Annotated in this window: 22 protein-coding genes and 1 tRNA gene; 15 read left to right on the top strand and 8 right to left on the bottom strand. The window is 60.2% G+C overall.

Annotated features, from left to right (window positions below):
- The first annotated feature begins 109 nt into the window (after nucleotides 1–109).
- From M5G18_RS04270 to nadA, 15 genes are all read left to right on the top strand, one after another.
- A complete protein-coding gene (locus tag M5G18_RS04270) occupies nucleotides 110–856 on the top strand; it encodes a YebC/PmpR family DNA-binding transcriptional regulator (RefSeq protein ID WP_003227527.1) in 747 nt (248 codons plus the stop codon).
- A gap of 101 nt (nucleotides 857–957) precedes the next feature.
- Nucleotides 958–1,485: a crossover junction endodeoxyribonuclease RuvC gene (gene ruvC / locus M5G18_RS04265; protein WP_007951206.1), complete on the top strand. Its 528-nt coding sequence runs from the start codon at nucleotides 958–960 to the stop codon at nucleotides 1,483–1,485.
- Between the two features lie 114 nt (nucleotides 1,486–1,599).
- A complete protein-coding gene (ruvA, locus tag M5G18_RS04260; RefSeq protein WP_007951205.1) occupies nucleotides 1,600–2,208 on the top strand; it encodes a Holliday junction branch migration protein RuvA in 609 nt (202 codons plus the stop codon).
- Nucleotides 2,209–3,270 carry a Holliday junction branch migration DNA helicase RuvB gene (ruvB, locus tag M5G18_RS04255; RefSeq protein WP_007951204.1) on the top strand — a complete coding sequence of 354 codons (1,062 nt, stop codon included), beginning with the start codon at nucleotides 2,209–2,211 and terminating at the stop codon, nucleotides 3,268–3,270.
- A 127-nt stretch (nucleotides 3,271–3,397) separates the two neighbouring features.
- Nucleotides 3,398–3,865, top strand: a complete 468-nt coding sequence (gene ybgC, locus M5G18_RS04250; protein WP_007951203.1) for a tol-pal system-associated acyl-CoA thioesterase — start codon at nucleotides 3,398–3,400, stop codon at nucleotides 3,863–3,865.
- Entirely contained in the window at nucleotides 3,855–4,550 is a 696-nt protein-coding gene (gene tolQ, locus M5G18_RS04245; RefSeq protein WP_007912733.1) for a protein TolQ, read from the top strand. The genes ybgC and tolQ overlap by 11 nt, the downstream gene beginning before the upstream one ends.
- A gap of 23 nt (nucleotides 4,551–4,573) precedes the next feature.
- On the top strand, nucleotides 4,574–5,026 hold the full coding sequence (gene tolR, locus M5G18_RS04240) for a protein TolR (protein WP_162130475.1): 453 nt from the start codon (nucleotides 4,574–4,576) through the stop codon (nucleotides 5,024–5,026).
- The gene (tolA, locus tag M5G18_RS04235; protein ID WP_273899286.1) at nucleotides 5,026–6,105 is read left to right on the top strand and encodes a cell envelope integrity protein TolA; all 1,080 of its coding nucleotides are present in this window, start codon (nucleotides 5,026–5,028) and stop codon (nucleotides 6,103–6,105) included. Before tolR ends, tolA begins: the two co-directional genes overlap by 1 nt.
- Nucleotides 6,106–6,122: 17 nt before the next feature.
- A complete protein-coding gene (tolB, locus tag M5G18_RS04230; RefSeq protein WP_162831782.1) occupies nucleotides 6,123–7,403 on the top strand; it encodes a Tol-Pal system beta propeller repeat protein TolB in 1,281 nt (426 codons plus the stop codon).
- 52 nt (nucleotides 7,404–7,455) lie between these two features.
- Nucleotides 7,456–7,953 carry a peptidoglycan-associated lipoprotein Pal gene (gene pal, locus M5G18_RS04225; protein WP_003178634.1) on the top strand — a complete coding sequence of 166 codons (498 nt, stop codon included), beginning with the start codon at nucleotides 7,456–7,458 and terminating at the stop codon, nucleotides 7,951–7,953.
- Nucleotides 7,954–7,959: 6 nt separating this feature from the next.
- Nucleotides 7,960–8,799 carry a tol-pal system protein YbgF gene (gene ybgF / locus M5G18_RS04220; protein ID WP_011335639.1) on the top strand — a complete coding sequence of 280 codons (840 nt, stop codon included), beginning with the start codon at nucleotides 7,960–7,962 and terminating at the stop codon, nucleotides 8,797–8,799.
- Between the two features lie 165 nt (nucleotides 8,800–8,964).
- The gene (gene queE / locus M5G18_RS04215; protein ID WP_007951198.1) at nucleotides 8,965–9,612 is read left to right on the top strand and encodes a 7-carboxy-7-deazaguanine synthase QueE; all 648 of its coding nucleotides are present in this window, start codon (nucleotides 8,965–8,967) and stop codon (nucleotides 9,610–9,612) included.
- A gap of 1 nt (nucleotide 9,613) precedes the next feature.
- Complete coding sequence (gene queC, locus M5G18_RS04210; protein WP_007951197.1) at nucleotides 9,614–10,306, top strand: 7-cyano-7-deazaguanine synthase QueC; 693 nt, start codon at nucleotides 9,614–9,616, stop codon at nucleotides 10,304–10,306.
- 63 nt (nucleotides 10,307–10,369) lie between these two features.
- Nucleotides 10,370–10,445, top strand: a tRNA-Lys gene (locus tag M5G18_RS04205).
- Between the two features lie 271 nt (nucleotides 10,446–10,716).
- Nucleotides 10,717–11,775: a quinolinate synthase NadA gene (gene nadA / locus M5G18_RS04200; protein ID WP_039766022.1), complete on the top strand. Its 1,059-nt coding sequence runs from the start codon at nucleotides 10,717–10,719 to the stop codon at nucleotides 11,773–11,775.
- Between the two features lie 58 nt (nucleotides 11,776–11,833).
- On the opposite strand, the gene M5G18_RS04195 is transcribed toward nadA, so the two are convergent.
- The 8 genes from M5G18_RS04195 to M5G18_RS04160 all read right to left on the bottom strand — a co-directional run bounded on the left by M5G18_RS04195 (nucleotide 11,834) and on the right by M5G18_RS04160 (nucleotide 21,486).
- A complete protein-coding gene (locus M5G18_RS04195; RefSeq protein WP_273899287.1) occupies nucleotides 11,834–12,322 on the bottom strand; it encodes an RDD family protein in 489 nt (162 codons plus the stop codon).
- Nucleotides 12,323–12,418: 96 nt separating this feature from the next.
- Nucleotides 12,419–12,631: a cold-shock protein gene (locus M5G18_RS04190; RefSeq protein ID WP_007951194.1), complete on the bottom strand. Its 213-nt coding sequence runs from the start codon at nucleotides 12,629–12,631 to the stop codon at nucleotides 12,419–12,421.
- A gap of 404 nt (nucleotides 12,632–13,035) precedes the next feature.
- Nucleotides 13,036–14,160, bottom strand: a complete 1,125-nt coding sequence (gcvT, locus tag M5G18_RS04185; protein ID WP_273899288.1) for a glycine cleavage system aminomethyltransferase GcvT — start codon at nucleotides 14,158–14,160, stop codon at nucleotides 13,036–13,038.
- 164 nt (nucleotides 14,161–14,324) lie between these two features.
- Nucleotides 14,325–15,701: an L-serine ammonia-lyase gene (locus tag M5G18_RS04180; protein ID WP_230733112.1), complete on the bottom strand. Its 1,377-nt coding sequence runs from the start codon at nucleotides 15,699–15,701 to the stop codon at nucleotides 14,325–14,327.
- Between the two features lie 75 nt (nucleotides 15,702–15,776).
- Nucleotides 15,777–18,629, bottom strand: a complete 2,853-nt coding sequence (gcvP, locus tag M5G18_RS04175; protein WP_273899290.1) for an aminomethyl-transferring glycine dehydrogenase — start codon at nucleotides 18,627–18,629, stop codon at nucleotides 15,777–15,779.
- Between the two features lie 10 nt (nucleotides 18,630–18,639).
- Complete coding sequence (gene gcvH / locus M5G18_RS04170; protein WP_007951190.1) at nucleotides 18,640–19,023, bottom strand: glycine cleavage system protein GcvH; 384 nt, start codon at nucleotides 19,021–19,023, stop codon at nucleotides 18,640–18,642.
- A gap of 306 nt (nucleotides 19,024–19,329) precedes the next feature.
- Nucleotides 19,330–20,838, bottom strand: coding sequence for a sigma-54-dependent transcriptional regulator (locus M5G18_RS04165; protein ID WP_273899291.1), 1,509 nt, complete (start codon nucleotides 20,836–20,838; stop codon nucleotides 19,330–19,332).
- Nucleotides 20,839–21,123: 285 nt separating this feature from the next.
- Entirely contained in the window at nucleotides 21,124–21,486 is a 363-nt protein-coding gene (locus M5G18_RS04160; RefSeq protein ID WP_007951188.1) for a DUF5064 family protein, read from the bottom strand.
- Nucleotides 21,487–21,509: the final 23 nt, after the last annotated feature.

Genomic DNA, 21,509 nt, shown 5'->3' with positions numbered 1-21,509 from the left:
GCATCTTCGGATGCGCCTTTTTTCTTTCTGCAGTGATTGAAAACAAGATTTTTTTGCCGGCCGATGCATCTGCATGGCGGGCATTGTTCAAGAGAATTCGGAGCGAGTTATGGCAGGTCATTCCAAGTGGGCGAACATCAAGCACCGCAAAGAACGCCAGGATGCCAAGAGAGGCAAGATCTTCACCAAGTGGATCCGCGAACTGACCGTGGCGGCCCGTCAGGGCGGCGGTGATCCGGGCTCCAACCCGCGTCTGCGTCTGGCACTGGACAAGGCGCTGGGCGCTAACATGAGCCGCGATATCATCGACCGTGCCGTGGCCCGTGGCGCCGGCGCGACCGAAGCCGACAACGTTGAAGAGCTGACCTACGAAGGTTACGGCCCGGGCGGCGTGGCGGTGATGGTCGAGTGCATGACCGACAACCGCAACCGTACCGCAGCGGCGGTGCGTCATGCGTTCAGCAAGTGTGGCGGCAATCTCGGTACCGATGGTTCGGTAGCCTATCTGTTCGAACGCAAGGGGCAGATCAGCTTTGCCCCGGGCGTCGACGAAGACGCACTGACGGAAGCGGCGCTGGAAGCCGATGCCGACGACGTGGTCAGCCACGAAGACGGCTCGATCGACGTGTTCACCTCGTTCACCAGTTTCTACGCGGTGCGCAATGCCCTGGAAGCCGCCGGCTTCAAGGGTGATGACGCGGAAATCGTCATGCAGCCGACCACCAGCGCCGAACTGGATCTGGAGGGTGCGGAGAAGGTGCTCAAGCTGATCGACATGCTGGAAGACCTGGACGACGTGCAGAACGTCTACTCCAACGCGGACATTCCGGAAGACGTGGCCGCTCAGCTCGGTTAAGAGCGACTACGATTCAATGTGGGAGATTCCGGGTTTGAGGCTTCCCCTCAAGCACGGAATCTCCCACATTTGTTTTTGTGTTTTTTCGAACCAGCAGGCTTATGACTTTAATTCTTGGTATCGACCCCGGTTCGCGCATTACCGGCTACGGCATTGTTCGCGATACCGGACGCGGCGGTTGCATCTATGTCGCCTCGGGTTGTATCCGCACCGGTGCCGGCGAGCTGCATGAGCGGTTGCAGATCGTCTATCGCGGCGTGCGGGAAATCATCCAGACCTACGGCCCGGTCACCATGGGCATCGAGAAAGTGTTCATGGCGAAAAACGCCGATTCGGCGCTCAAGCTCGGGCAGGCCCGTGGGGCCGCTATCGTTGCCGGCGCCGAAGAAAGCCTGGAGATCGCCGAGTACACGGCCACCCAGGTCAAGCAGGCTGTGGTCGGCACCGGCGCTGCCAATAAGGAACAGGTGCAGATGATGGTCATGCACATGCTCAAGCTGACGAGCAAACCGCAAATCGACGCATCGGATGCCCTGGCGATTGCCATTTGTCACGCCCACACCCGCTCCAGTCTGTTGCCGCACGGCTTGGGAACGGCACGCAGTCGTGGCGGGCGCCTGCGTCTCTGATAGCATCAGCAGTCAATTTCACGGAATGTGGATTTCGCGCCTGGGTCGTCGGCCGTCAATCCATGTTCTGTCGGTCGCCAGCCCACGGCTGGCCAACGCTCAAGGATCTGAAACGTGATTGGACGCTTGCGCGGCACTCTGGCTGAAAAACAGCCGCCGCACCTGATTCTGGATGTAAACGGCCTCGGGTATGAGCTGGAAGTGCCCATGACCACCCTTTATCGTCTGCCGTCGGTCGGTGAACCGCTGACCTTGCACACCCATTTGGTTGTGCGCGAAGACGCGCAGTTACTCTATGGTTTTGCCGGAAAGCGTGAGCGAGACTTTTTTCGCGAGTTGATCCGTCTCAATGGTGTAGGACCGAAACTGGCCCTGGCCTTGATGTCGAGTCTGGAAGTCGACGAACTGATCCGCTGCGTGCAATCCCAGGACACCTCGGCGCTGACCAAGGTGCCGGGGGTGGGCAAGAAAACCGCCGAGCGTCTGCTGGTCGAGCTCAAGGATCGCTTCAAGGCCTGGGAAACCTCGCCGGCCATGTTTGCGCTGGTGCCGAACCAGCCGGACGGCCCGGCACCGGTCAATACCGCCGAGAACGATGCGGTCAGCGCGCTGATTTCCCTGGGCTACAAGCCACAGGAAGCGAGCAAGGCGATTTCCGCGATCAAAGAGAAAGGCCTGAGCAGCGAAGACATGATTCGACGCGCCCTGAAGGGAATGATTTAAGTGATTGAAGCTGATCGTCTGATCGCCGCCACGCACAGTCCGCGTGAGCGCGAAGAAGTCCAGGATCGGGCGATACGTCCCGTCAGCCTGGCCGAATACATCGGCCAGCCGACCGTTCGCGAGCAGATGGAACTGTTTATCCAGGCCGCCCGTGGCCGTAGCGAATCCCTCGACCACACCCTGATCTTCGGTCCGCCGGGGCTGGGTAAAACCACACTGGCCAACATCATCGCCCAGGAAATGGGCGTGTCGATCAAGAGTACATCCGGCCCGGTGCTGGAACGTCCGGGGGATCTGGCGGCGCTGTTGACCAACCTTGAGCCGCACGACGTGCTGTTCATCGATGAAATCCATCGCCTGTCGCCGATCGTCGAAGAAGTGCTGTACCCGGCGATGGAAGATTTCCAGCTCGACATCATGATCGGTGAAGGGCCGGCGGCGCGTTCGATCAAGCTCGATCTGCCGCCGTTCACCCTGGTTGGAGCGACGACGCGGGCGGGCATGCTGACCAACCCGTTGCGTGACCGTTTCGGTATCGTCCAGCGTCTCGAGTTCTACAGCACCGCTGACCTGGCGACGATTGTCAGCCGTTCGGCGAACATCCTCGGCCTGCCGCTGGATCCGGAAGGGGCGTTCGAGATTGCGCGCCGCGCCCGTGGCACACCGCGGATCGCCAACCGACTGTTGCGTCGGGTGCGGGATTTTGCCGAAGTCCGGGCCAAGGGCCACATCACCAAGGCTGTCGCGGATCTGGCGCTGAATCTGCTGGATGTCGACGAGCACGGTTTCGATCATCAGGACCGGCGTCTGCTGTTGACCATGATCGAGAAGTTCGATGGCGGCCCGGTGGGTATCGACAGTCTGGCGGCGGCGATCAGCGAAGAGCGCCACACTATTGAAGACGTGCTTGAGCCGTACCTGATTCAGCAGGGTTACATCATGCGGACACCACGGGGCAGGGTGGTTACCCGTCACGCGTACCTGCATTTTGGTTTAAACATTCCGACACGAATGGGCGAGATGCCCGTGGTAGACGAGTTTCTCGATGCCGTGGACGATTAATACACATTTATTGTCGATTTATTCAGCGTTTGTACTGTCTCAGGACGGTACTTTTGCGGTAAAGCCTTCGAACAATGAAAAACAGTTGCCTGGCCGGATTGGCAACCCGAGGAGTAAGCACTAGAGTATGCGCGCGCAAAACGGGCTTGAGCCGTTCGCACATCGATGTCGCGTTTATTACGAGGACACCGATGCGGGCGGCATCGTGTATTACGTTAATTACCTCAAGTTTATGGAACGGGCTCGAACCGAGCGGCTCCGGGAGCTGGGCTTTGCCCAGTCGGCGCTGGCAGGGGAGGACCTGTTGTTCGTCGTGCATTCCAGCGAAGCGCGTTACCACGCGCCGGCGCGACTGGACGACGAGCTTCTGGTAAGCGCTGATGTAATCGAATTGAACCGTGCCAGCCTGCGCTTTCGACAGCAGGTCAGGCGGGCAACGGATAATGTGCTGCTCTGCGAAGGGCAGTTTCTGGTGGCCTGTGTGCGCACTAACAGTTTGAAACCCCGGGCCCTTCCCGAAGACCTGCGTGCGGCCTTTGCCGACGCGGTCGGCACGGGTACACACTCAAAGCAGGAGATAAAGCGTGGAAGCTAACGTCGTCGACCATTCCTCCATGTGGAGCCTGGTCAGCAATGCCAGCATCGTGGTGCAGTTGGTAATGTTGACCCTGGTGGCCGCATCGGTGACCTCATGGATCATGATCTTTCAGCGCAGCAACCTGCTGCGCGCCGGTCGACGCGCCCTGGAGAGCTTCGAGGAGCGCTTCTGGTCGGGTATCGACCTGTCCAAACTCTACCGTCAGGCCGGCAGCAACCCGGATCCGGATTCGGGCGTCGAGCAGATCTTCCGTGCCGGCTTCAAGGAGTTCTCCCGTCTGCGTCAGCAGCCAGGCGTCGATCCTGAAGCGGTAATGGAAGGTGTGGCCCGTGCCATGCGCGTCGCCATCTCCCGCGAAGAAGAAAAGCTCGAGCAGAGCCTGCCGTTCCTCGCCACCGTCGGTTCCGTCAGCCCGTACATCGGTCTGTTCGGTACCGTCTGGGGGATCATGAACTCCTTCCGTGGTCTGGCCAGCGCCCAGCAAGCCACCCTGGCTACCGTGGCACCCGGCATCGCCGAAGCCCTGATCGCCACTGCGATCGGTCTGTTCGCCGCGATCCCGGCCGTTATCGCTTACAACCGTTTCTCTGCCCGCAGCGAAACCTTGCTGAGCCGCTACTACACCTTCGCCGATGAATTCCAGGCGATCCTGCACCGCAAAGTGCACACCAGCGAAGAATAAGCAGGTATTTCCCGATGGCTTTAATCACTCGAGCCCGACACAAGCGCAAGCCGGTCGCCGAGATGAACGTAGTGCCTTACATCGACGTGATGCTGGTGCTGCTGGTCATCTTCATGGTGACTGCGCCGATGCTCAATCAGGGCGTGAAAGTGGATCTGCCCAAGGTTTCCAGCGAAGCCTTGCCGCAGGACAACAACACCCAGGTGCTGACCATTTCGATCAAGTCGGACAAGACCTACTACTGGAACCTTGGCAGCGAAGTCGACACCGAGAAGCAGCAGGACCGGGCCATGACCCTGCCACAGATGACCGACGCGGTGACCAAGATCATTCGCGCCGGCACTGAAGGCGGCAAGCGTACCCAGGTCTTCATCCGTGGCGACAAGTCCGTCGATTATGGCTCCGTCATGGGCGCCATGGGCGGGCTGCAGAAAGCCGGGGTCGGTAACGTTGGCTTGATCACCGAGGCGCCCTGATGCAGCAACAGCGAGAGCCGTCCGCCTCGGAAAGCTACTTCTGGCCTAGTGTCTGGGCGATTGGCTTGCACGTGCTGGTGTTCGGCATGCTGTTCGTCAGTTTCGCCCTGACTCCGGAGCTGCCGCCGGCCAAGCCGATTGTCCAGGCGACCCTGTACCAGCTGAAATCGAAAAGTCAGGCAACCACCCAGACCAATCAGAAGATTGCGGGTGAGGCGAAGAAATCCGCCGCGCGCCAGACCGAAGTCGAGCAGATGGAGCAGAAAAAGGTCGAGCAGGAAGCGGTGAAGGCTGCGGAACAAAAGAAAGAAGAAGCGGCTCAAAAGGCCGAGGAAGCCAAGAAGGCCGATGAGGCGAAGAAAGCGGACGAGGCGAAGAAGGCTGATGAAGCCAAGAAAGCCGAAGACGCGAAGAAAACCGCCGAAGCCAAGAAGGCAGAAGAGAAACAATTGGCTGATATAGCCAAGAAGAAAGCCGAAGAAGAAGCCAAGAAGGCTGCTGAAGAAGAGGCCAAGAAAGCGGCCGCTGATGAAGCCAAGAAGAAGATCGTCGAAGACGCGAAGAAGAAAGCCGCCGAAGACGCCAAGAAGAAAGCTGAAGCTGAAGAGGCGAAGAAGAAAGTCGCCGAAGACGCGAAGAAGAAAGCTGCTGCCGATGCTGCGAAGAAGAAAGCGCAGGACGCGGCACGTAAATCCGCCGAAGACAAAAAGGCTCAGGCCCTGGCAGATTTGCTTTCCGACACGCCGCAGCGCCAGCAGGCCTTGGCCGATGAGCAGGGCGATGAAGTCGCGGGCAGTTTCGATGACCTGATTCGTGCGCGGGCAGCGGAAGGCTGGGCACGTCCACCTTCGGCACGCAAAGGCATGACGGTTGTACTGCAGATCGGCATGTTGCCGGACGGTACGGTGACTTCGGTCAGCGTGGCCAAGTCCAGTGGCGACGGTCCGTTCGATGCGTCGGCAGTGGCAGCGGTCAAGAATATTGGACGTTTGACGGAAATGCAGGGAATGAAGCCGAGCGATTTCGCTCCGTATCGTTCATTCAAGATGACATTCACACCTGAGGATCTAGCCTTGTGAGAAACCTTCTTCGAGGAATGCTGGTCGTGATCTGCTGCATGGCAGGGATCGCGATGGCGGATGAAAAGAACATTCTGGTCACCAGCGGCAGCGATCGGGCAACTCCGATCGCCGTCGTACCGTTCGGTTTCCAGGGCGGTGCCGTCCTGCCGGATGACATGGCTGAAATCATTGGTAACGATTTGCGCAACTCGGGCTATTACTCGCCGATTCCAAAGCAAAACATGATCAGCCAGCCAAGTCAGCCGAGCGAAATCATCTTCCGTGACTGGAAGGCGGTGGGCGCGCAATACATGATGGTCGGCAGCATCGCGCCGGCCGGTGGCCGTCTGCAGGTGCAGTGGGCTCTGTTCAACGTCGCCACCGAGCAGAAAGTGGCTGACGGCAGTGTGTCCGGTACTACCGAACAGCTGCGCGACATGGCGCACTTCATCTCCGATCAGTCGTTCGAAAAGCTGACCGGTATTAAAGGTGCATTCTCGACTCGCCTGCTGTACGTCACAGCCGAGCGTTTCTCCGAGAAGAACACCCGTTACACCCTGCAGCGCTCGGACTATGACGGCGCCCGCGCCGTGACCCTGCTGCAATCGCGCGAGCCGATCCTGTCGCCGCGTTTTGCACCGGACGGCAAGCGTATCGCCTACGTGTCGTTCGAACAGAAGCGTCCGCGCATCTTCATGCAGAACATCGACACCGGTCGCCGCGAGCAGATCACCAACTTCGAAGGCCTGAACGGCGCGCCAGCCTGGTCGCCGGACGGCAATCGCCTGGCGTTCGTGCTGTCGAAAGACGGTAACCCGGACATCTACGTGATGAACCTCGGTTCGCGTCAGATCACCCGTGTGACCGCAGGTCCTGGCATCAACACCGAACCGTACTGGGGCAAGGATGGTTCGACCATCTACTTCACCTCCGACCGTGGCGGCAAGCCGCAGATCTACAAGACCAGCGCTGGTGGCGGTGGTGCCGAACGTGTGACGTTCGTGGGCAACTACAACGCCAACCCGAAGCTTTCGGCGGATGAAAAGACCCTGGTGATGATCCATCGTCAGGACGGTTTCACCAATTTCAAAGTGGCGGCCCAGGATTTGCAGCGCGGAAGTGTAAAAATCCTCACTGATAGCACTCTGGACGAGTCGCCTACTGTTGCGCCCAACGGCACCATGGTAATCTACGCCACCCGCCAGCAGGGCCGGGGAGTCTTGATGCTCGTGTCCATTAATGGACGCGTGAGGCTCCCGCTTCCTACCGCTCAAGGCGAAGTCAGAGAACCGTCCTGGTCCCCTTACCTGAACTGACGCGGCGCTTTACGTTTTACTTAACACACTGGGGTTCATTAGGAGTTTCACGATGGAAATGCTGAAGTTTGGTAAATTTGCTGCGCTGGCTCTGGCCATGGCTGTAGCTGTAGGTTGCTCGTCCAAAGGCGGCGACAACGCCGGTGAAGGCGCTGTTGATCCAAACGCTGGTTACGGCGCAAACACTGGTGCAGTTGACGGTTCCCTGAGCGAAGAAGCTGCTCTGCGCGCAATCACCACCTTCTACTTCGAATACGACAGCTCGGACCTGAAGCCAGAAGCCATGCGCGCTCTGGACGTTCACGCCAAAGACCTGAAAGCAAACGGCGCTCGCGTTGTTCTGGAAGGCAACACCGACGAACGTGGTACTCGTGAGTACAACATGGCACTGGGCGAGCGTCGTGCGAAAGCCGTTCAGCGCTACCTGGTACTGCAAGGTGTTTCCCCAGCTCAGCTGGAACTGGTTTCCTACGGCGAAGAGCGTCCAGTTGCTACCGGCAACGACGAGCAGTCCTGGGCTCAAAACCGTCGCGTCGAACTGCGTAAGTAATTCGATATGCGAACGTGCCGTCGTGCTGTAACTGTTCTGGCTCTCAGCCTCGCGCCGCTTGCGGCGTGGGCTGCGGTTCCTGTGGTCGATGACAACTCCGGTTATAACAATAGCGGGAGCAGTTATCCGCCTGCAGGTTACGGTACGAACGGCGCCTATGCCGGGGGAGCGGCTTCGGCCCCTGCCTCGGCACAAGGCATGCTGTTCAACCAACTGCAACAAATGCAGGATCAACTGTCGCGCCAGCAAGGCGTGATCGAAGAACTGCAGAACCAAGTTTCGCGCATGAAACAGGAATCCCTGGAGCGATACCAGGATCTTGATCGGCGCATAGGATCCGGCGTTGCACCTGCCGCGACTCCCGAGAATTCTTCTGCCGGTGGCGATGCAAGTGCTGCTGCCGGTGCCGCCGCTGGAGCCGGGGCGGCTGCGGCCGCCCAGGCACCTGCCGCGGGTGGCGAACCGGCTGATCCGGCCAAGGAAAAGCTGTATTACGATGCAGCTTTCGACCTGATCAAGGCCAAGGATTTCGACAAGGCCAGCCAGGCGTTTGCCGCTTTCCTGCGTAAATACCCGAACAGCCAATACGCGGGTAACGCCCAGTACTGGCTGGGTGAAGTGAACCTGGCCAAAGGCGATCTGCAAGGTGCAGGTCAGGCTTTCGCCAAGGTTTCGCAGCTGTATCCCAAGCACGCCAAAGTGCCGGATTCGCTGTACAAGCTGGCTGACGTAGAGCGCCGCCTCGGTCATACCGACAAGGTCAAAGGCATTCTGCAGCAGGTGGTGGCCCAATATCCGGGCACGTCCGCCGCGCAGTTGGCCCAGCGCGATCTGCAACGCATGTAACAGTGTTTGACCCGTTTGGAAGAAACCCGCGCTTGTCGCGGGTTTTTTCGTTAGAATTCACGCCCTTTTATGAAACACGCTTCTGGTGATCTACGCGTTGGCGGGGTTGCCTGAAGTGCCTGACGGAGGCGGACAGCCTGTTTAGCTGTTACGCCCGTGGCGACTATGCAAGACACATTGAGAATCACCGAAGTTTTCTACTCGTTGCAGGGGGAAACGCGGACTGCCGGGCTGCCCACTGTTTTTGTGCGCCTGACCGGTTGCCCATTGCGTTGCCAATACTGCGACAGCGCCTACGCGTTCAGCGGTGGCACGATCCGTACCCTCGACGACATCCTCGAGCAAGTGGCCGGCTTTCGCCCGCGCTACGTCTGCGTTACTGGCGGTGAGCCGCTGGCACAGCCCAATGCCATCCCTTTGCTCAAACAGTTGTGCGATGCCGGCTATGAAGTCTCGCTGGAAACCAGCGGCGCCCTCGACATCTCGGCGGTCGATCCGCGGGTCAGTCGGGTGGTCGACCTGAAGACGCCAGACTCCAAAGAAGCCCATCGCAACCGTTACGAGAACATCGAACTGCTGACGCCCAACGACCAGGTGAAGTTTGTCATCTGCTCGCGGGAGGACTATGACTGGGCGGTATCGAAGCTGATCCAGTACGGTCTCGAGCGACGTGCGGGTGAAGTGCTGTTTTCCCCAAGTCACCACGACCTGAACGCTCGGGATCTGGCGGACTGGGTGGTGGCGGATAACCTGCCAGTGCGCCTGCAACTGCAGCTGCATAAATATCTATGGAATGATGAGCCGGGGCGCTGAGATGACTGAACAACTGAACACTAGCCAGAAACGTGCGGTAATCCTGCTGTCGGGTGGTCTGGATTCCGCCACTGTCGTGGCCATGGCCCGCGCGGAAGGCTACGCCTGCTACACCATGAGTTTCGATTACGGTCAGCGTTCCCACGCCGAACTGCATGCCGCTGCTCGCGTTGCCCGCGACCTGGGCGTGGTCGAGCACAAGGTGATCGGCCTGAACCTGAACGGCATGGGCGGCTCGGCCTTGACCGACACCAGCATCGATATCCCGGAAGAGTTGGGCGAAGGCATTCCGGTGACTTACGTGCCGGCGCGCAACACGGTTTTCCTGTCGCTGGCTCTCGGCTGGGCTGAAGTGCTCGGCGCCCGTGACATCTTTATCGGCGTCAACGCGGTGGATTACTCCGGTTACCCGGATTGCCGTCCCGAGTTCATCGAGTCGTTCGAGCGCATGGCCAATCTGGCAACCAAGGCCGGTGTGGAAGGCAATGGTTTCCGCATCCAGGCACCGCTGCAGAACCTGAGCAAGGCGCAGATCGTCCAGGCGGGCGTGAAGCTTGGCGTTGATTACGGGCTGACTGTTTCCTGCTATCAGGCCGACGATGACGGCCGCGCTTGCGGCAAATGCGACAGCTGCCGACTGCGTGCAGAAGGCTTCGCGGCGGCCGGAATCAGCGACCCGACACCTTATTTTTGATTATTTTCAAATTAGGTGTTGAATAGTCCTTAAAAATCAGTATTATACGCGCCACCACACAGCGGGTCGTTAGCTCAGTTGGTAGAGCAGTTGGCTTTTAACCAATTGGTCGTAGGTTCGAATCCCACACGACCCACCATATTTGGCGGTTTAGAAAATCCGGAAGGCCCACGAAAGTGAGGATTTCCGGGTTTTTTTTTGCCTGCGATTCGGGCATCCCTCCCTTCGTTTCTTCCTGCCGTGACGCAGGTCAGAATCATCTTTTGTATCAACGGGATATTCTGTAGCCTTGCGCAGCTTCAATGCTGTCCGTGCCTGATAATACTCACTCTCCCGGCGGTACCCTCAAGCGGTCCGGAGCCGGGTGTATACTCGACTTTCGCGCGAATGCGCCTGCAGGTCTTGCGAACATGACGCAGATTTCCGAACGCCTTCTGGTACAAGCCCACCTCGACGCCAAGCAGCCCAAACCGCTGACGGCCGAGGAAGAGGCTTATTACCGTTCCGCCATCGCCGCCGAGCTCAAGGCTCAGGACGCGGTGCTGGTTGCCCACTTTTATTGCGATCCGATCATCCAGGCCCTCGCCGAAGAAACCGGCGGTTGCGTGTCCGATTCCCTGGAAATGGCCCGCTTTGGCAACGCCCATCCGGCCAAGACCGTAGTGGTTGCCGGCGTGAAATTCATGGGCGAGACCGCGAAGATTCTCAACCCTGAAAAGCGAGTGCTGATGCCGACCCTGGAAGCGACCTGCTCGCTGGATCTGGGTTGCCCGGTGGACGAGTTCTCGGCGTTCTGCGATCAGCATCCGGAACGCACCGTGGTGGTGTATGCCAACACCTCGGCCGCGGTCAAAGCCCGGGCCGACTGGGTAGTGACCTCCAGTTGCGCACTGGAAATCGTCGAAAGCCTGATGGACAACGGCGAAACCATTATCTGGGGCCCGGACAAGCACCTGGGCACCTACATCCAGCGTCAGACCGGCGCCGACATGCTGCTCTGGGACGGTGCCTGCATCGTCCACGAAGAGTTCAAGTCCAAGCAACTGGAAGACATGAAAGCGCTGTACCCGGACGCTGCCATTCTGGTGCATCCGGAGTCGCCGACCTCGGTGATCGAGCTGGCGGACGCCGTCGGCTCCACCAGTCAGCTGATTGCTGCCGCGCAATCGCTGCCGAACAAGACCCTGATCGTCGCCACCGATCGCGGCATCTTCTACAAGATGCAGCAGCTGTGCCCGGACAAGGTCTTCATCGAGGCGCCAACCGCCGGTAACGGCGCGGCGTGCCGCAGTTGCGCGCATTGCCCGTGGATGGCCATGAACACCCTTGAGCGCACGCTCAAGTGCCTGAAGGAAGGCTCGAACGAGATCTTTGTTGACCCGGCGCTGATCCCGCAGGCGATTCGTCCGCTCAAACGCATGCTCGACTTCACTCAAGCTGCGCGGATGAAACTGGCCGGCAACGCCTGACCTTGAGACGCAAACAAAAACGCCCCGATTGGATCGGGGCGTTTTTGCATCTGGAGGATTATTTGGTTTTCTTCGGGATTCGCACGAGCTGCGTGTCGGAGTAGATGTCATGCCAGGCGCGTTTCTGTTTGTCGAACAGCGACCAGAAGAAACCAATGCCCAGGCACAGCCACGACGCAATCGACACCATGAACCGCAGTAACGCCTGCCACAGGCTGATCGCAGTGCCATCGGCGTTCTGCACGCGAATGCCCCAGACCTGCATGCCCAGGGTCTGCCCGGCGTGGGTCCAGAACTTGGCAAAGAAGCCAAACAACACTAGCAGCAGCACCGTGGAGTACAGCGGATCGCCATCCAGTTGCCCGGCATCGGTCAGAACCCGCAGACGCTCCTCACCGATGATCGCGGCCTGAATCATCTTGTAGACGCCACCGGTCACGATCAGCAGGGCAGTGCACAGCAGAAAGTCATAGAACATCGCTGCCAGACGACGGCCCAGGCCGACGGCGGGGAAATCGCCCTGGGGAGTGAGCAGGTGTTTCGACATGGCAGCCTCTGGACGGAAAGTGAAGCGCCATTTTACGGATTTGCGCCCACAAAAAAGCCCCTGATATCAATATCAGGGGCTTTTTCGTAACAGAAATCAGGCTTCTGCGATGACTTCGTCAGCTTGCATGCCTTTCTGGCCTTGCACTGCAACGAAGGTCACTTTCTGGCCTTCTTTCAGGCTCTTGAAGCCGTTGCCCTGAATGGCGCGGAAATGCACGAACAGATCCGGACCGCTTTCTGGAGTGATAAAACCAAAACCTTTCTCGTCGTTAAACCACTTGACGGTACCGCTCTGACGTGTGGACATTTCTTATTTCCTTTGACGCATAAATTGATGACAGTCTCTTTCTCATGAAAGAGTACTGGGGCTGGTTGCAGGAGAGTAAGAAGACGTCGAACGGGATGTAGCTAACTTGTAGGCTACTGCCCAGGTCACGATTCCAAGCTGACCCATGCAAACACAGTGGACAAACTCTACGCCAACTACGGGAGGAAAAACAAGCCCTGTGAAGGCCCCGGTTTTCCTGCGCTTGCTGGCACTTAGTCGGTCCACTAGTCCGGCTTATTCGATTGGCTTGTTCAATTGTTTTCGAACGTTATAAGCCAAGTTCATATTCGAATCGAATGTAAACGGAGTGCACTGTTTTATGGCGATTGCGTTACACATTAGTGCACGCATAACGCAATCGCGTTACTTATAGAAACAGTCAATCAACCGCGATAGTAGCGTTGTGGAACAAATGGCATTTTGCTTACAAGCAATGGCACCTTTTTCCCACGAACAATCGCCCAAACTGGCGTGTCGAGCGCGACGTAGGCGCTGTCCAGGTAACCCATGGCCAGCGGGCCGCCCAGGGTCGGGCCGAAACCGCCACTGCACACGCTGCCGATGATCTCGCCCGCTTCGTTGACGATTTCTGCACCTTCACGGACCGGCGTACGCTCTTGCGGCAGCAGGCCGACGCGTTTGCGCTGAACGCCGTTCTGCTGTTGAGCGAAGACCTGTTCTGCACCCGGGAAACCACCGGCACGTGCACCATCGGCACGCCGAGGCTTGGAGATTGCCCACAGCAGGCTGGCTTCGATCGGGGTGGTTTCGGTGTTCATATCGTGGCCGTACAGGCACAGGCCGGCTTCCAGGCGCAGCGAGTCACGGGCGCCGAGGCCGATGGCGGCGACTTCCGGTTCGGCCAGCAGGGCGCGGGCGAGTTTTTCCGCGTCGGCTGCCGGAACCGAAATTTCGAAACCGTCTTCACCGGTGTAGCCCGAACGGCTGACAAAGCAGTCGACGCCCAGCAACTTCACGCGGGTGAATTGCATGAAGGTCATCTTCGCCACTTCCGGCGCCAGGCGTGCCAGCACGGTCACGGCGGCCGGGCCTTGCAGGGCGAGCAGGGCGCGTCCTTCGAACAGTTGCTCGATCTTGCATTGATCGCCGATGTGTTTTTGCAGATGGGCCAGGTCCTGGTCCTTGCACGCGGCGTTGACCACCAGGAACAGTTCGTCATTACCCAGGTTGGCGACCATCAAGTCATCGAGGATGCCGCCGGATTCGTTGGTGAACATCGCGTAGCGCTGCATGCCGACCGGCAGGTCGATGATGTCCACCGGCACCAAGGTTTCCAGGGCTTTGGCGGCATTGGCGCCGGTCAGGCGGATCTGGCCCATGTGCGAGACATCGAACAGCCCGGCCTGCTCACGGGTGTGCTGGTGTTCTTTCATCACGCCCAGCGGGTATTGCACCGGCATGTCGTAGCCGGCGAACGGCACCATGCGGGCGCCGAGTTCGATGTGCAGAGCGTGCAGCGGGGTTTTCGACAGTTGTTCGGTGGACATGCGTGGCTCCTTGAAAATGTGTTTTGGGATCGAGGGCAAGATCAAGATCAAAAGCCCCTCACCCCAGCCCTCTCCCGGAGGGAGAGGGAGAGGGAGCTAAGTACGACCCTCACCCGGGGGAGAGGAGGTTGTTCATTCCTTTCCCACAGGGAGAGGGCGTCTGATCAGCACTCGATAATGTTGACCGCCAGACCGCCACGGGCGGTCTCCTTGTATTTGCTTTTCATGTCGGCGCCGGTCTGGCGCATGGTGCGGATGACCTTGTCGAGGGAGACGAAGTGCTGCCCGTCTCCGCGCATGGCCATGCGCACGGCGTTGATCGCCTTGACCGAGCCCATCGCGTTGCGCTCGATGCACGGCACCTGCACCAGCCCGCCAATCGGGTCGCAGGTCAGGCCGAGGTTGTGTTCCATGCCGATTTCAGCGGCGTTTTCCACTTGTTGCACGCTGCCGCCGAGGACTTCGCACAACGCACCGGCCGCCATCGAGCACGCAACGCCGACCTCGCCCTGACAGCCGACTTCGGCACCGGAGATCGAGGCGTTTTCCTTGTACAGAATGCCGATGGCCGCCGCGGTGAGAAGGAAGCGCACCACGCCGTCATCGTTCGCGCCGGGAATGAAGCGCATGTAGTAATGCAAAACAGCAGGAATGATGCCCGCCGCGCCGTTGGTCGGTGCCGTGACCACACGCCCGCCGTTGGCGTTTTCTTCGTTGACGGCGAGGGCGTAGAGGTTGACCCAGTCCAGCACCGACAGCGGATCACGCAGCGACGATTCCGGGTTCTTGCATAGTTGCCGGTGCAACGCCGCCGCCCGCCGTTTGACCTTCAGGCCACCCGGCAGAATGCCTTCGTTGCGACAGCCGGCGGCTACGCAGTCCTGCATCACTTGCCAGATTTTCAGCAGACCGGCGCGGGTTTCCGCTTCCGGGCGCCAGGCGCTTTCATTGGTCAGCATCACCTGGCTGATCGAAAGACCATAGGTGGCGCAGTGACCAAGCAAGTCCTTGGCACTCTTGAACGGGAATGTCAGCGGGGTGGCGTCCTCGACGATGCGGTCGGCGCCGGCCGCGTCTTCGTCGACCACAAAACCACCGCCGACCGAGTAGTACTCGCGGCTGCGGATCTGCAATCGCGCCGCATCGAAGGCGCGGAAGATCATGCCGTTGGGGTGATAGGCCAACGGCTTGCGGATCATTGCCAGGTGTTCTTTCTCGTTGAACGCAATGCTGTGTTCGCCGAGCAGGTTCAAACGCCCGTTGCCACGAATCTCCGAGAGACGGGCGGCGACGGTTTCGGTATCCACGGTGTCCGGGTGTTCACCTTCCAGGCCCAGCAGCACGGCCTTGTCGCTGCCGTGGCCCTTGCCGGTTGCGCCGAGGGATCCATACAACTCGACCCTGACGCTGGTGGTGGCGGACAACAGGTTTTCCCGACGCAGGCCTTCGACGAAGCGCGCAGCTGCGCGCATCGGGCCGACGGTGTGGGAGCTGGAGGGGCCGATGCCAATCTTGAACAGGTCGAACACGCTTAACGACATGGTTGTTCTCCGGTTTCTTGTTATAGGCACATCAGGCACGCATGAAAGGGGCGGGCGAACCCGCCCCCTTACAGGTCAAGCGTAGCTTTCGATCGACGGGCAGGCGCAGACCAGGTTGCGGTCGCCGAACACGTTGTCGACGCGACCGACCGGCGGCCAGTACTTGCCTTCGATCAACGACGCCACCGGGTACACCGCTTGTTCGCGGCTGTACGGGTGAGTCCACTCGCCGACCAGCTCTGCAGCGGTGTGCGGAGCGTTCTTCAGCGGGTTGTCGTCCTTGTCCAGGGTGCCGTTTTCCACCGCGCGGATTTCTTCGCGGATGCGGATCATGGCGTCGCAGAAACGGTCCAGTTCTTCTTTGGATTCACTTTCGGTCGGCTCGATCATCAGCGTGCCGGCCACCGGGAACGACATGGTCGGGGCGTGGAAGCCGAAGTCGATCAGACGCTTGGCCACGTCATCAACGCTGATACCGCTGCTGTCTTTCAGTGGACGCAGATCCAGGATGCACTCGTGCGCCACCAGACCGTTGCTGCCGGTGTACAGCACTGGGTAGTGCTCTTCCAGGCGACGGGAAATGTAGTTGGCATTGAGGATCGCCAGTTGCGAAGCGCGCTTCAGACCTGCGCCACCCATCATGCGAATGTACATCCAGGTGATCGGCAGAATGCTCGCGCTGCCGAACGGTGCTGCGCAGACCGCGCCTTCCTTGCGTTCCATGTGGCCATGGCCTGGCAGGAATGGCGTCAGGTGCGATTTCACGCCGATCGGGCCGACACCCGGGCCACCACCGCCGTGCGGAATGCAGAAGGTCTTGTGCAGGTTCAGGTGCGACACGTCGCCGCCGAACTTGCCCGGTGCGCAGAGGCCGACCATCGCGTTCATGTTGGCGCCGTCGATGTACACCTGGCCGCCGTTGTCATGAATGATGCCGCAGATTTCGCGGATGCCTTCTTCGAACACGCCGTGGGTCGACGGGTAAGTGATCATCAGCGCGGCGAGGTGTTCGCGGTGCTCGATGGCCTTGGCGCGAAGGTCTTCGATGTCCACGTTGCCACGGGCGTCGCACGCGGTCACGACCACGCGCATGCCGGCCATGTTGGCGGTCGCCGGGTTGGTGCCGTGGGCGGACGACGGGATCAGGCAGATGTCGCGACGGTCTTCGCCACGGCTCTGGTGATAGGCGCGAATCGCCAGGAGACCGGCGTATTCACCCTGGGAACCGGCGTTCGGTTGCAGGGAGATCGAGTCGTAACCGGTGGCGGCGCAGAGCATCGCTTCCAGTTCGTCGGTCAGTTGCTGGTAACCGGCGCTTTGCTCGGCCGGAGCGAACGGGTGCAGGGCGCCGAATTCGGCCCAGGTCACCGGGATCATTTCGCTGGCGGCGTTGAGTTTCATGGTGCACGAGCCCAGCGGGATCATGGTGCGATCCAGTGCCAGGTCCTTGTCCGCCAGTTTGCGCAGGTAGCGCATCAGCTCGGTTTCCGAGTGATAACGGTTGAACACCGGATGGCTGAGGATCGGCGACTGGCGAACCAGCGCTGCTGGAATGGTGCTTTGCGTGGCAGTGGCCAAAGCAGCGAAATCCGGCAGGGTCTTGCCGTCGGCAAACAGGCCCCACAGGGTTTCGATGTCGGCCTGGGTAGTGGTTTCGTCGATCGACAGGCCCAGACGCTGGGCGTCGATCACACGCAGGTTGATCTGTTGGGCGCGGGCCTTGTCATGCAGCGCAGCAGTTTGCGCGCCGGTGGCCAGGGTCAGGGTGTCGAAGAAGCTGGCTTGCTCGACGGTCACGCCCAGTGCGCTCAGGCCCTTGGCCAGGATCGCGGTCAGGTGATGCACGCGGTTGGCGATCCGGGTCAGGCCTTTCGGGCCGTGGTACACGGCGTACATGCTGGCGATGTTGGCCAGCAGCACTTGTGCGGTGCAGATGTTCGACGTGGCTTTCTCGCGGCGGATATGTTGCTCGCGAGTCTGCATCGCCAGACGCAGGGCCGGTTTGCCGAAACGGTCAACCGAAACACCGACCAGACGGCCCGGCATGTCGCGCTTGAACGCATCTTTGGTGGAGAAGTAAGCCGCGTGCGGGCCACCGAAGCCCAGCGGTACACCGAAGCGTTGGGCGCTGCCGATGGCCACGTCCGCACCGAACTCGCCTGGCGGGGTCAGCAGGGTCAGGGCCAGCAGGTCAGCGGCGACAGCGACCAGTGCGTTGGCAGCGTGGAAGCGTTCGGTCAGTTCGCGGTAGTCGAACACATCACCGTTGCTGGCCGGGTATTGCAGCAGCGCGCCGAAGAACGGCGTCACGTCGGTCAGCTCGCGCTCATCGCCCACGACCACGTCGATGCCCAGCGGCTCGGCACGGGTGCGCAGCACGTCGAGGGTTTGTGGGTGGCTGTGGATCGAGGCGAAGAACTGGTGGCTACCCTTGTTCTTGCTCAGGCGTTTGCAGAAGGTCATGGCTTCGGCAGCGGCGGTGGCCTCGTCGAGCAGGGAAGCGTTGGCGATCGGCAGGCCGGTGAGGTCGCTGATCAGGGTCTGGAAGTTCAGCAGCGCTTCGAGACGGCCCTGGGAAATTTCTGGCTGGTACGGGGTGTAAGCGGTGTACCAGGCCGGGTTTTCCAGCAGGTTGCGCAGGATCGGCGACGGCGTGTGGCAGTTGTAGTAGCCCTGGCCGATGTAGGTCTTGAACAGCTGGTTCTTGCCGGCGATGCCTTTGATCATTGCCAGGGCATCGGCTTCGCTCAGGCCATCGTCCAGACCGAGCACGCTGGTGCCCTTGATGCTTTCCGGGATGACGCTGGCGCTCAGGGCTTCGAGCGAGTCGAAGCCGAGGCTGTTGAGCATGGCTTGCTCGTCACCGGCGCGCGGGCCGATGTGACGGGCGATGAATTCGTTGGCGGTGCCGAGATTTACTTGGGTCATGTCAGGTTCCTCAGGCTTCGGCTTGGGCTTTGATCAGGCGGTCGTAGGCGTCCTGATCCAGCAGCTTGGCGACGGCAGAAGCGTCGGCTGGCTTGAAGCGGAAGAACCAGCCTTCGCCCAGCGGATCTTCGTTGACCAGCTCAGGGCTGTCTTCCAGGGCCGGGTTGGTGGCCAGGACTTCACCGTCCAGTGGCATGTACACGCCGCTGGCGGCTTTTACCGATTCCACGGTGGCGGCTTCGGCGCCTTTCTCGTACGCCTGCAATTCAGGCAGTTGCACGAACACCACGTCGCCCAGGGCGTTCTGCGCGAAAGCGGTGATGCCAACGGTGACAGAACCATCGGCTTCGGCGCGCAGCCATTCGTGATCTTCAGTAAAACGCAACTCGCTCATGGAATCTCCTAGGGGCCAGACTCGTCTGGTGGACGCGGTGGAATACTCGGGCGGCAATGCCCTGATTTTATGAGCGGTTACTTAGCAAGAACGCGGCCAACGTAAAAATATCCTTATAAATCAATAGCTTGATTGATTTGCGAGCGAGCGCGATCAGATTGGCTGTAGCGAAATCGCTACAGCGCGGGGCGAAGAAAAAAGCTGAACCGGATCAAAGCCTTGCACAGCGGTGATCGGAGGAGGGTGTAGCGATATCGTTCCGCTGTAGCGCTTTCAGTACAGATGGAGGTCGCTTTTGGCGCGGAGTCAGGCTTTGCCCGGAATCCCGTACTTGCGCAGCCGATGGGCAATCGCGGTGTGCGAGGTCTGCAGGCGGCTGGCCAGTTGGCGGGTCGAGGGGTAGCTGACGTAGAGCTTTTCCAGCAGCGATTTCTCGAAGGCTTCGACCGCTTCTTCCAGGCTGTCGACGTCGGTGTCGGTCTGGCGCGCCACCGAGGTGCCGGCGATGTCGAGGTCGCCGATGTCCACCAGGCTGCTTTCGCAGATCGCGGCGGCGCGGAAGATCACGTTCTGCAATTGCCGCACGTTGCCCGGCCAGCGGTTGCCGAGCAGCGCCGGATAGGTGCCGGGGGCGAGGCGGCAGACCGGGCGCTGGATCTGCGCACAGGCCTGCTGCATGAAATAGCGGGCGAGCAGCAGAATGTCCTGACCGCGTTCGCGCAGTGGCGGCACTTCGACGTTGAGTACGTTGAGGCGATAGAACAGGTCTTCGCGGAACAGGCCTTCGCTGACCATTTTTTCCAGGTCGCGGTGGGTGGCGCTGAGAATCCGCACGTTGACCTTCACCTCACGATCACCGCCGACCCGACGGAAGCTGCCGTCGTTGAGAAAACGCAGGAGTTTGGCCTGCAAGTACGGCGACATCTCGCCGATCTCATCGAGGAACACCGTGCCTTGGTTGGCCAGTTCCATCAGCCCCGGTTTGCCGCCGCGTTGCGCGCCGGTGAAGGCGCCGGGGGCGTAGCCGAACAGTTCGCTCTCGGCGAGGTTCTCCGGCAGGGCCGCGCAGTTCAGCGCGAGGAATGGCGCGTTGTGCCGGGCGCTGATGGCGTGGCAGGCGCGGGCCACCAGTTCCTTGCCGGTGCCGGTTTCGCCCTGGATCAACAGCGGCGCATCGAGGGCCGCCACCCGTTGCGCGCGAGCCTTGAGGGTGCGGATCGGCGGCGATTCACCGAGCAGCGCATCGAAACCTTCGGCGTGGTCGTGGTGCAGTGCCGAGAGCTGTTCGCCGATGCGGTTCGGTTGATACAGGGTCAGCAGGGCGCCGGCGTCGGTGATCGGCGTGGCGTCCAACAACAGGGTCTGGCCGTTGACGGTGATTTCTCGCAGCGGCAGGCGGAAACCTTGTTCGAGCAGGGTTTCGAGCAGGCCCGGATCGTTGAACAGTTCCGAGACGCTTTCACCCGCCGGCTCGCGGCCGTACAAGGCAATCAGCGCCGGGTTGGCCAGCAGCACCTTGCCGGCGCTGTCCAGCGCCAGCACCGGGTCGGTCATTGCCGCGAGCAACGCGTCGAGCTGCAAGTGCCGACGTTGACCGGGGAGGATGTCGACCACCACCACGGCTTCTACGCCACGCACGCGGAACAACGCATCTTTCAGTTCTTCGAGCACTTGCGGGCTGAGGGTCGGGGCGTCGATGTAGACGTTCGGCGGGACCATTTCCACCGCATCCAGATTGAGGTTGCGCCCACCGAGCAGGGCCAGGACTTCCTGGGTGATGCCGACGCGGTCGATGAAGCTGACGTGGATACGCATGGGGCGGTTCTGGGTTCTGGAGTGCGGAGGGGGGCAAGTATGCCTTGATGGGGGACTGGGGTGAAATCTTGAGATTAGTGTCTTGCAGGAGATCCACCCCTCACCCCAGCCCTCTCCCGGAGGGAGAGGGAGCTGACCGAGGTGTATTGCGTGATACATCGACCTGAAGAATCGAGTCGATTATGGATTCAGCGAAGAGCTTTCAGGTCGGCGTAACTCTGAAGCATCGCACGATCGGCTCCCTCTCCCTCTGGGAGAGGGCTGGGGTGAGGGGGCTTTTGGGGGTTACTCGAAATGCTCGGGATTAACCGGATCCCCGGATTGCATATTCAGCTGCTTGCGGATGTCTTCAAACATCAGGTCGTAATGCTTGTGCACCGAGCCGATCTGGCTGTGCGCCTTGGGAATCCCGTATTTCTCGGCAATCCGGGTCACGTCGCGGGCGAAGTTGTAGGCCTCTTCCTTGGGCAGGAAAAACGTCTCTTTCATGTCCTTGCCCTGCATGCTGCCGTGCAGGGTGAACTGTATCCCTTTGCCTTTCTGAGGATCGGTGAACACTTCATAGTCGAGGCACACGTTGTAATTGACGTCGTCGTCAGTCAACGCGTGGCGCTCGATGTGCAAGCGGCCGGGTTCGAACTGGGCCATGGTTTTCTCCTTTCAAGGCATGG

It is taken from the genome of Pseudomonas aphyarum, assembly GCF_028657055.1.
Lineage (GTDB): Bacteria > Pseudomonadota > Gammaproteobacteria > Pseudomonadales > Pseudomonadaceae > Aquipseudomonas > Aquipseudomonas aphyarum.
Note: the sequence above shows the minus strand (reverse complement) of the source record. Positions and strands in the feature narration are given on the sequence as shown.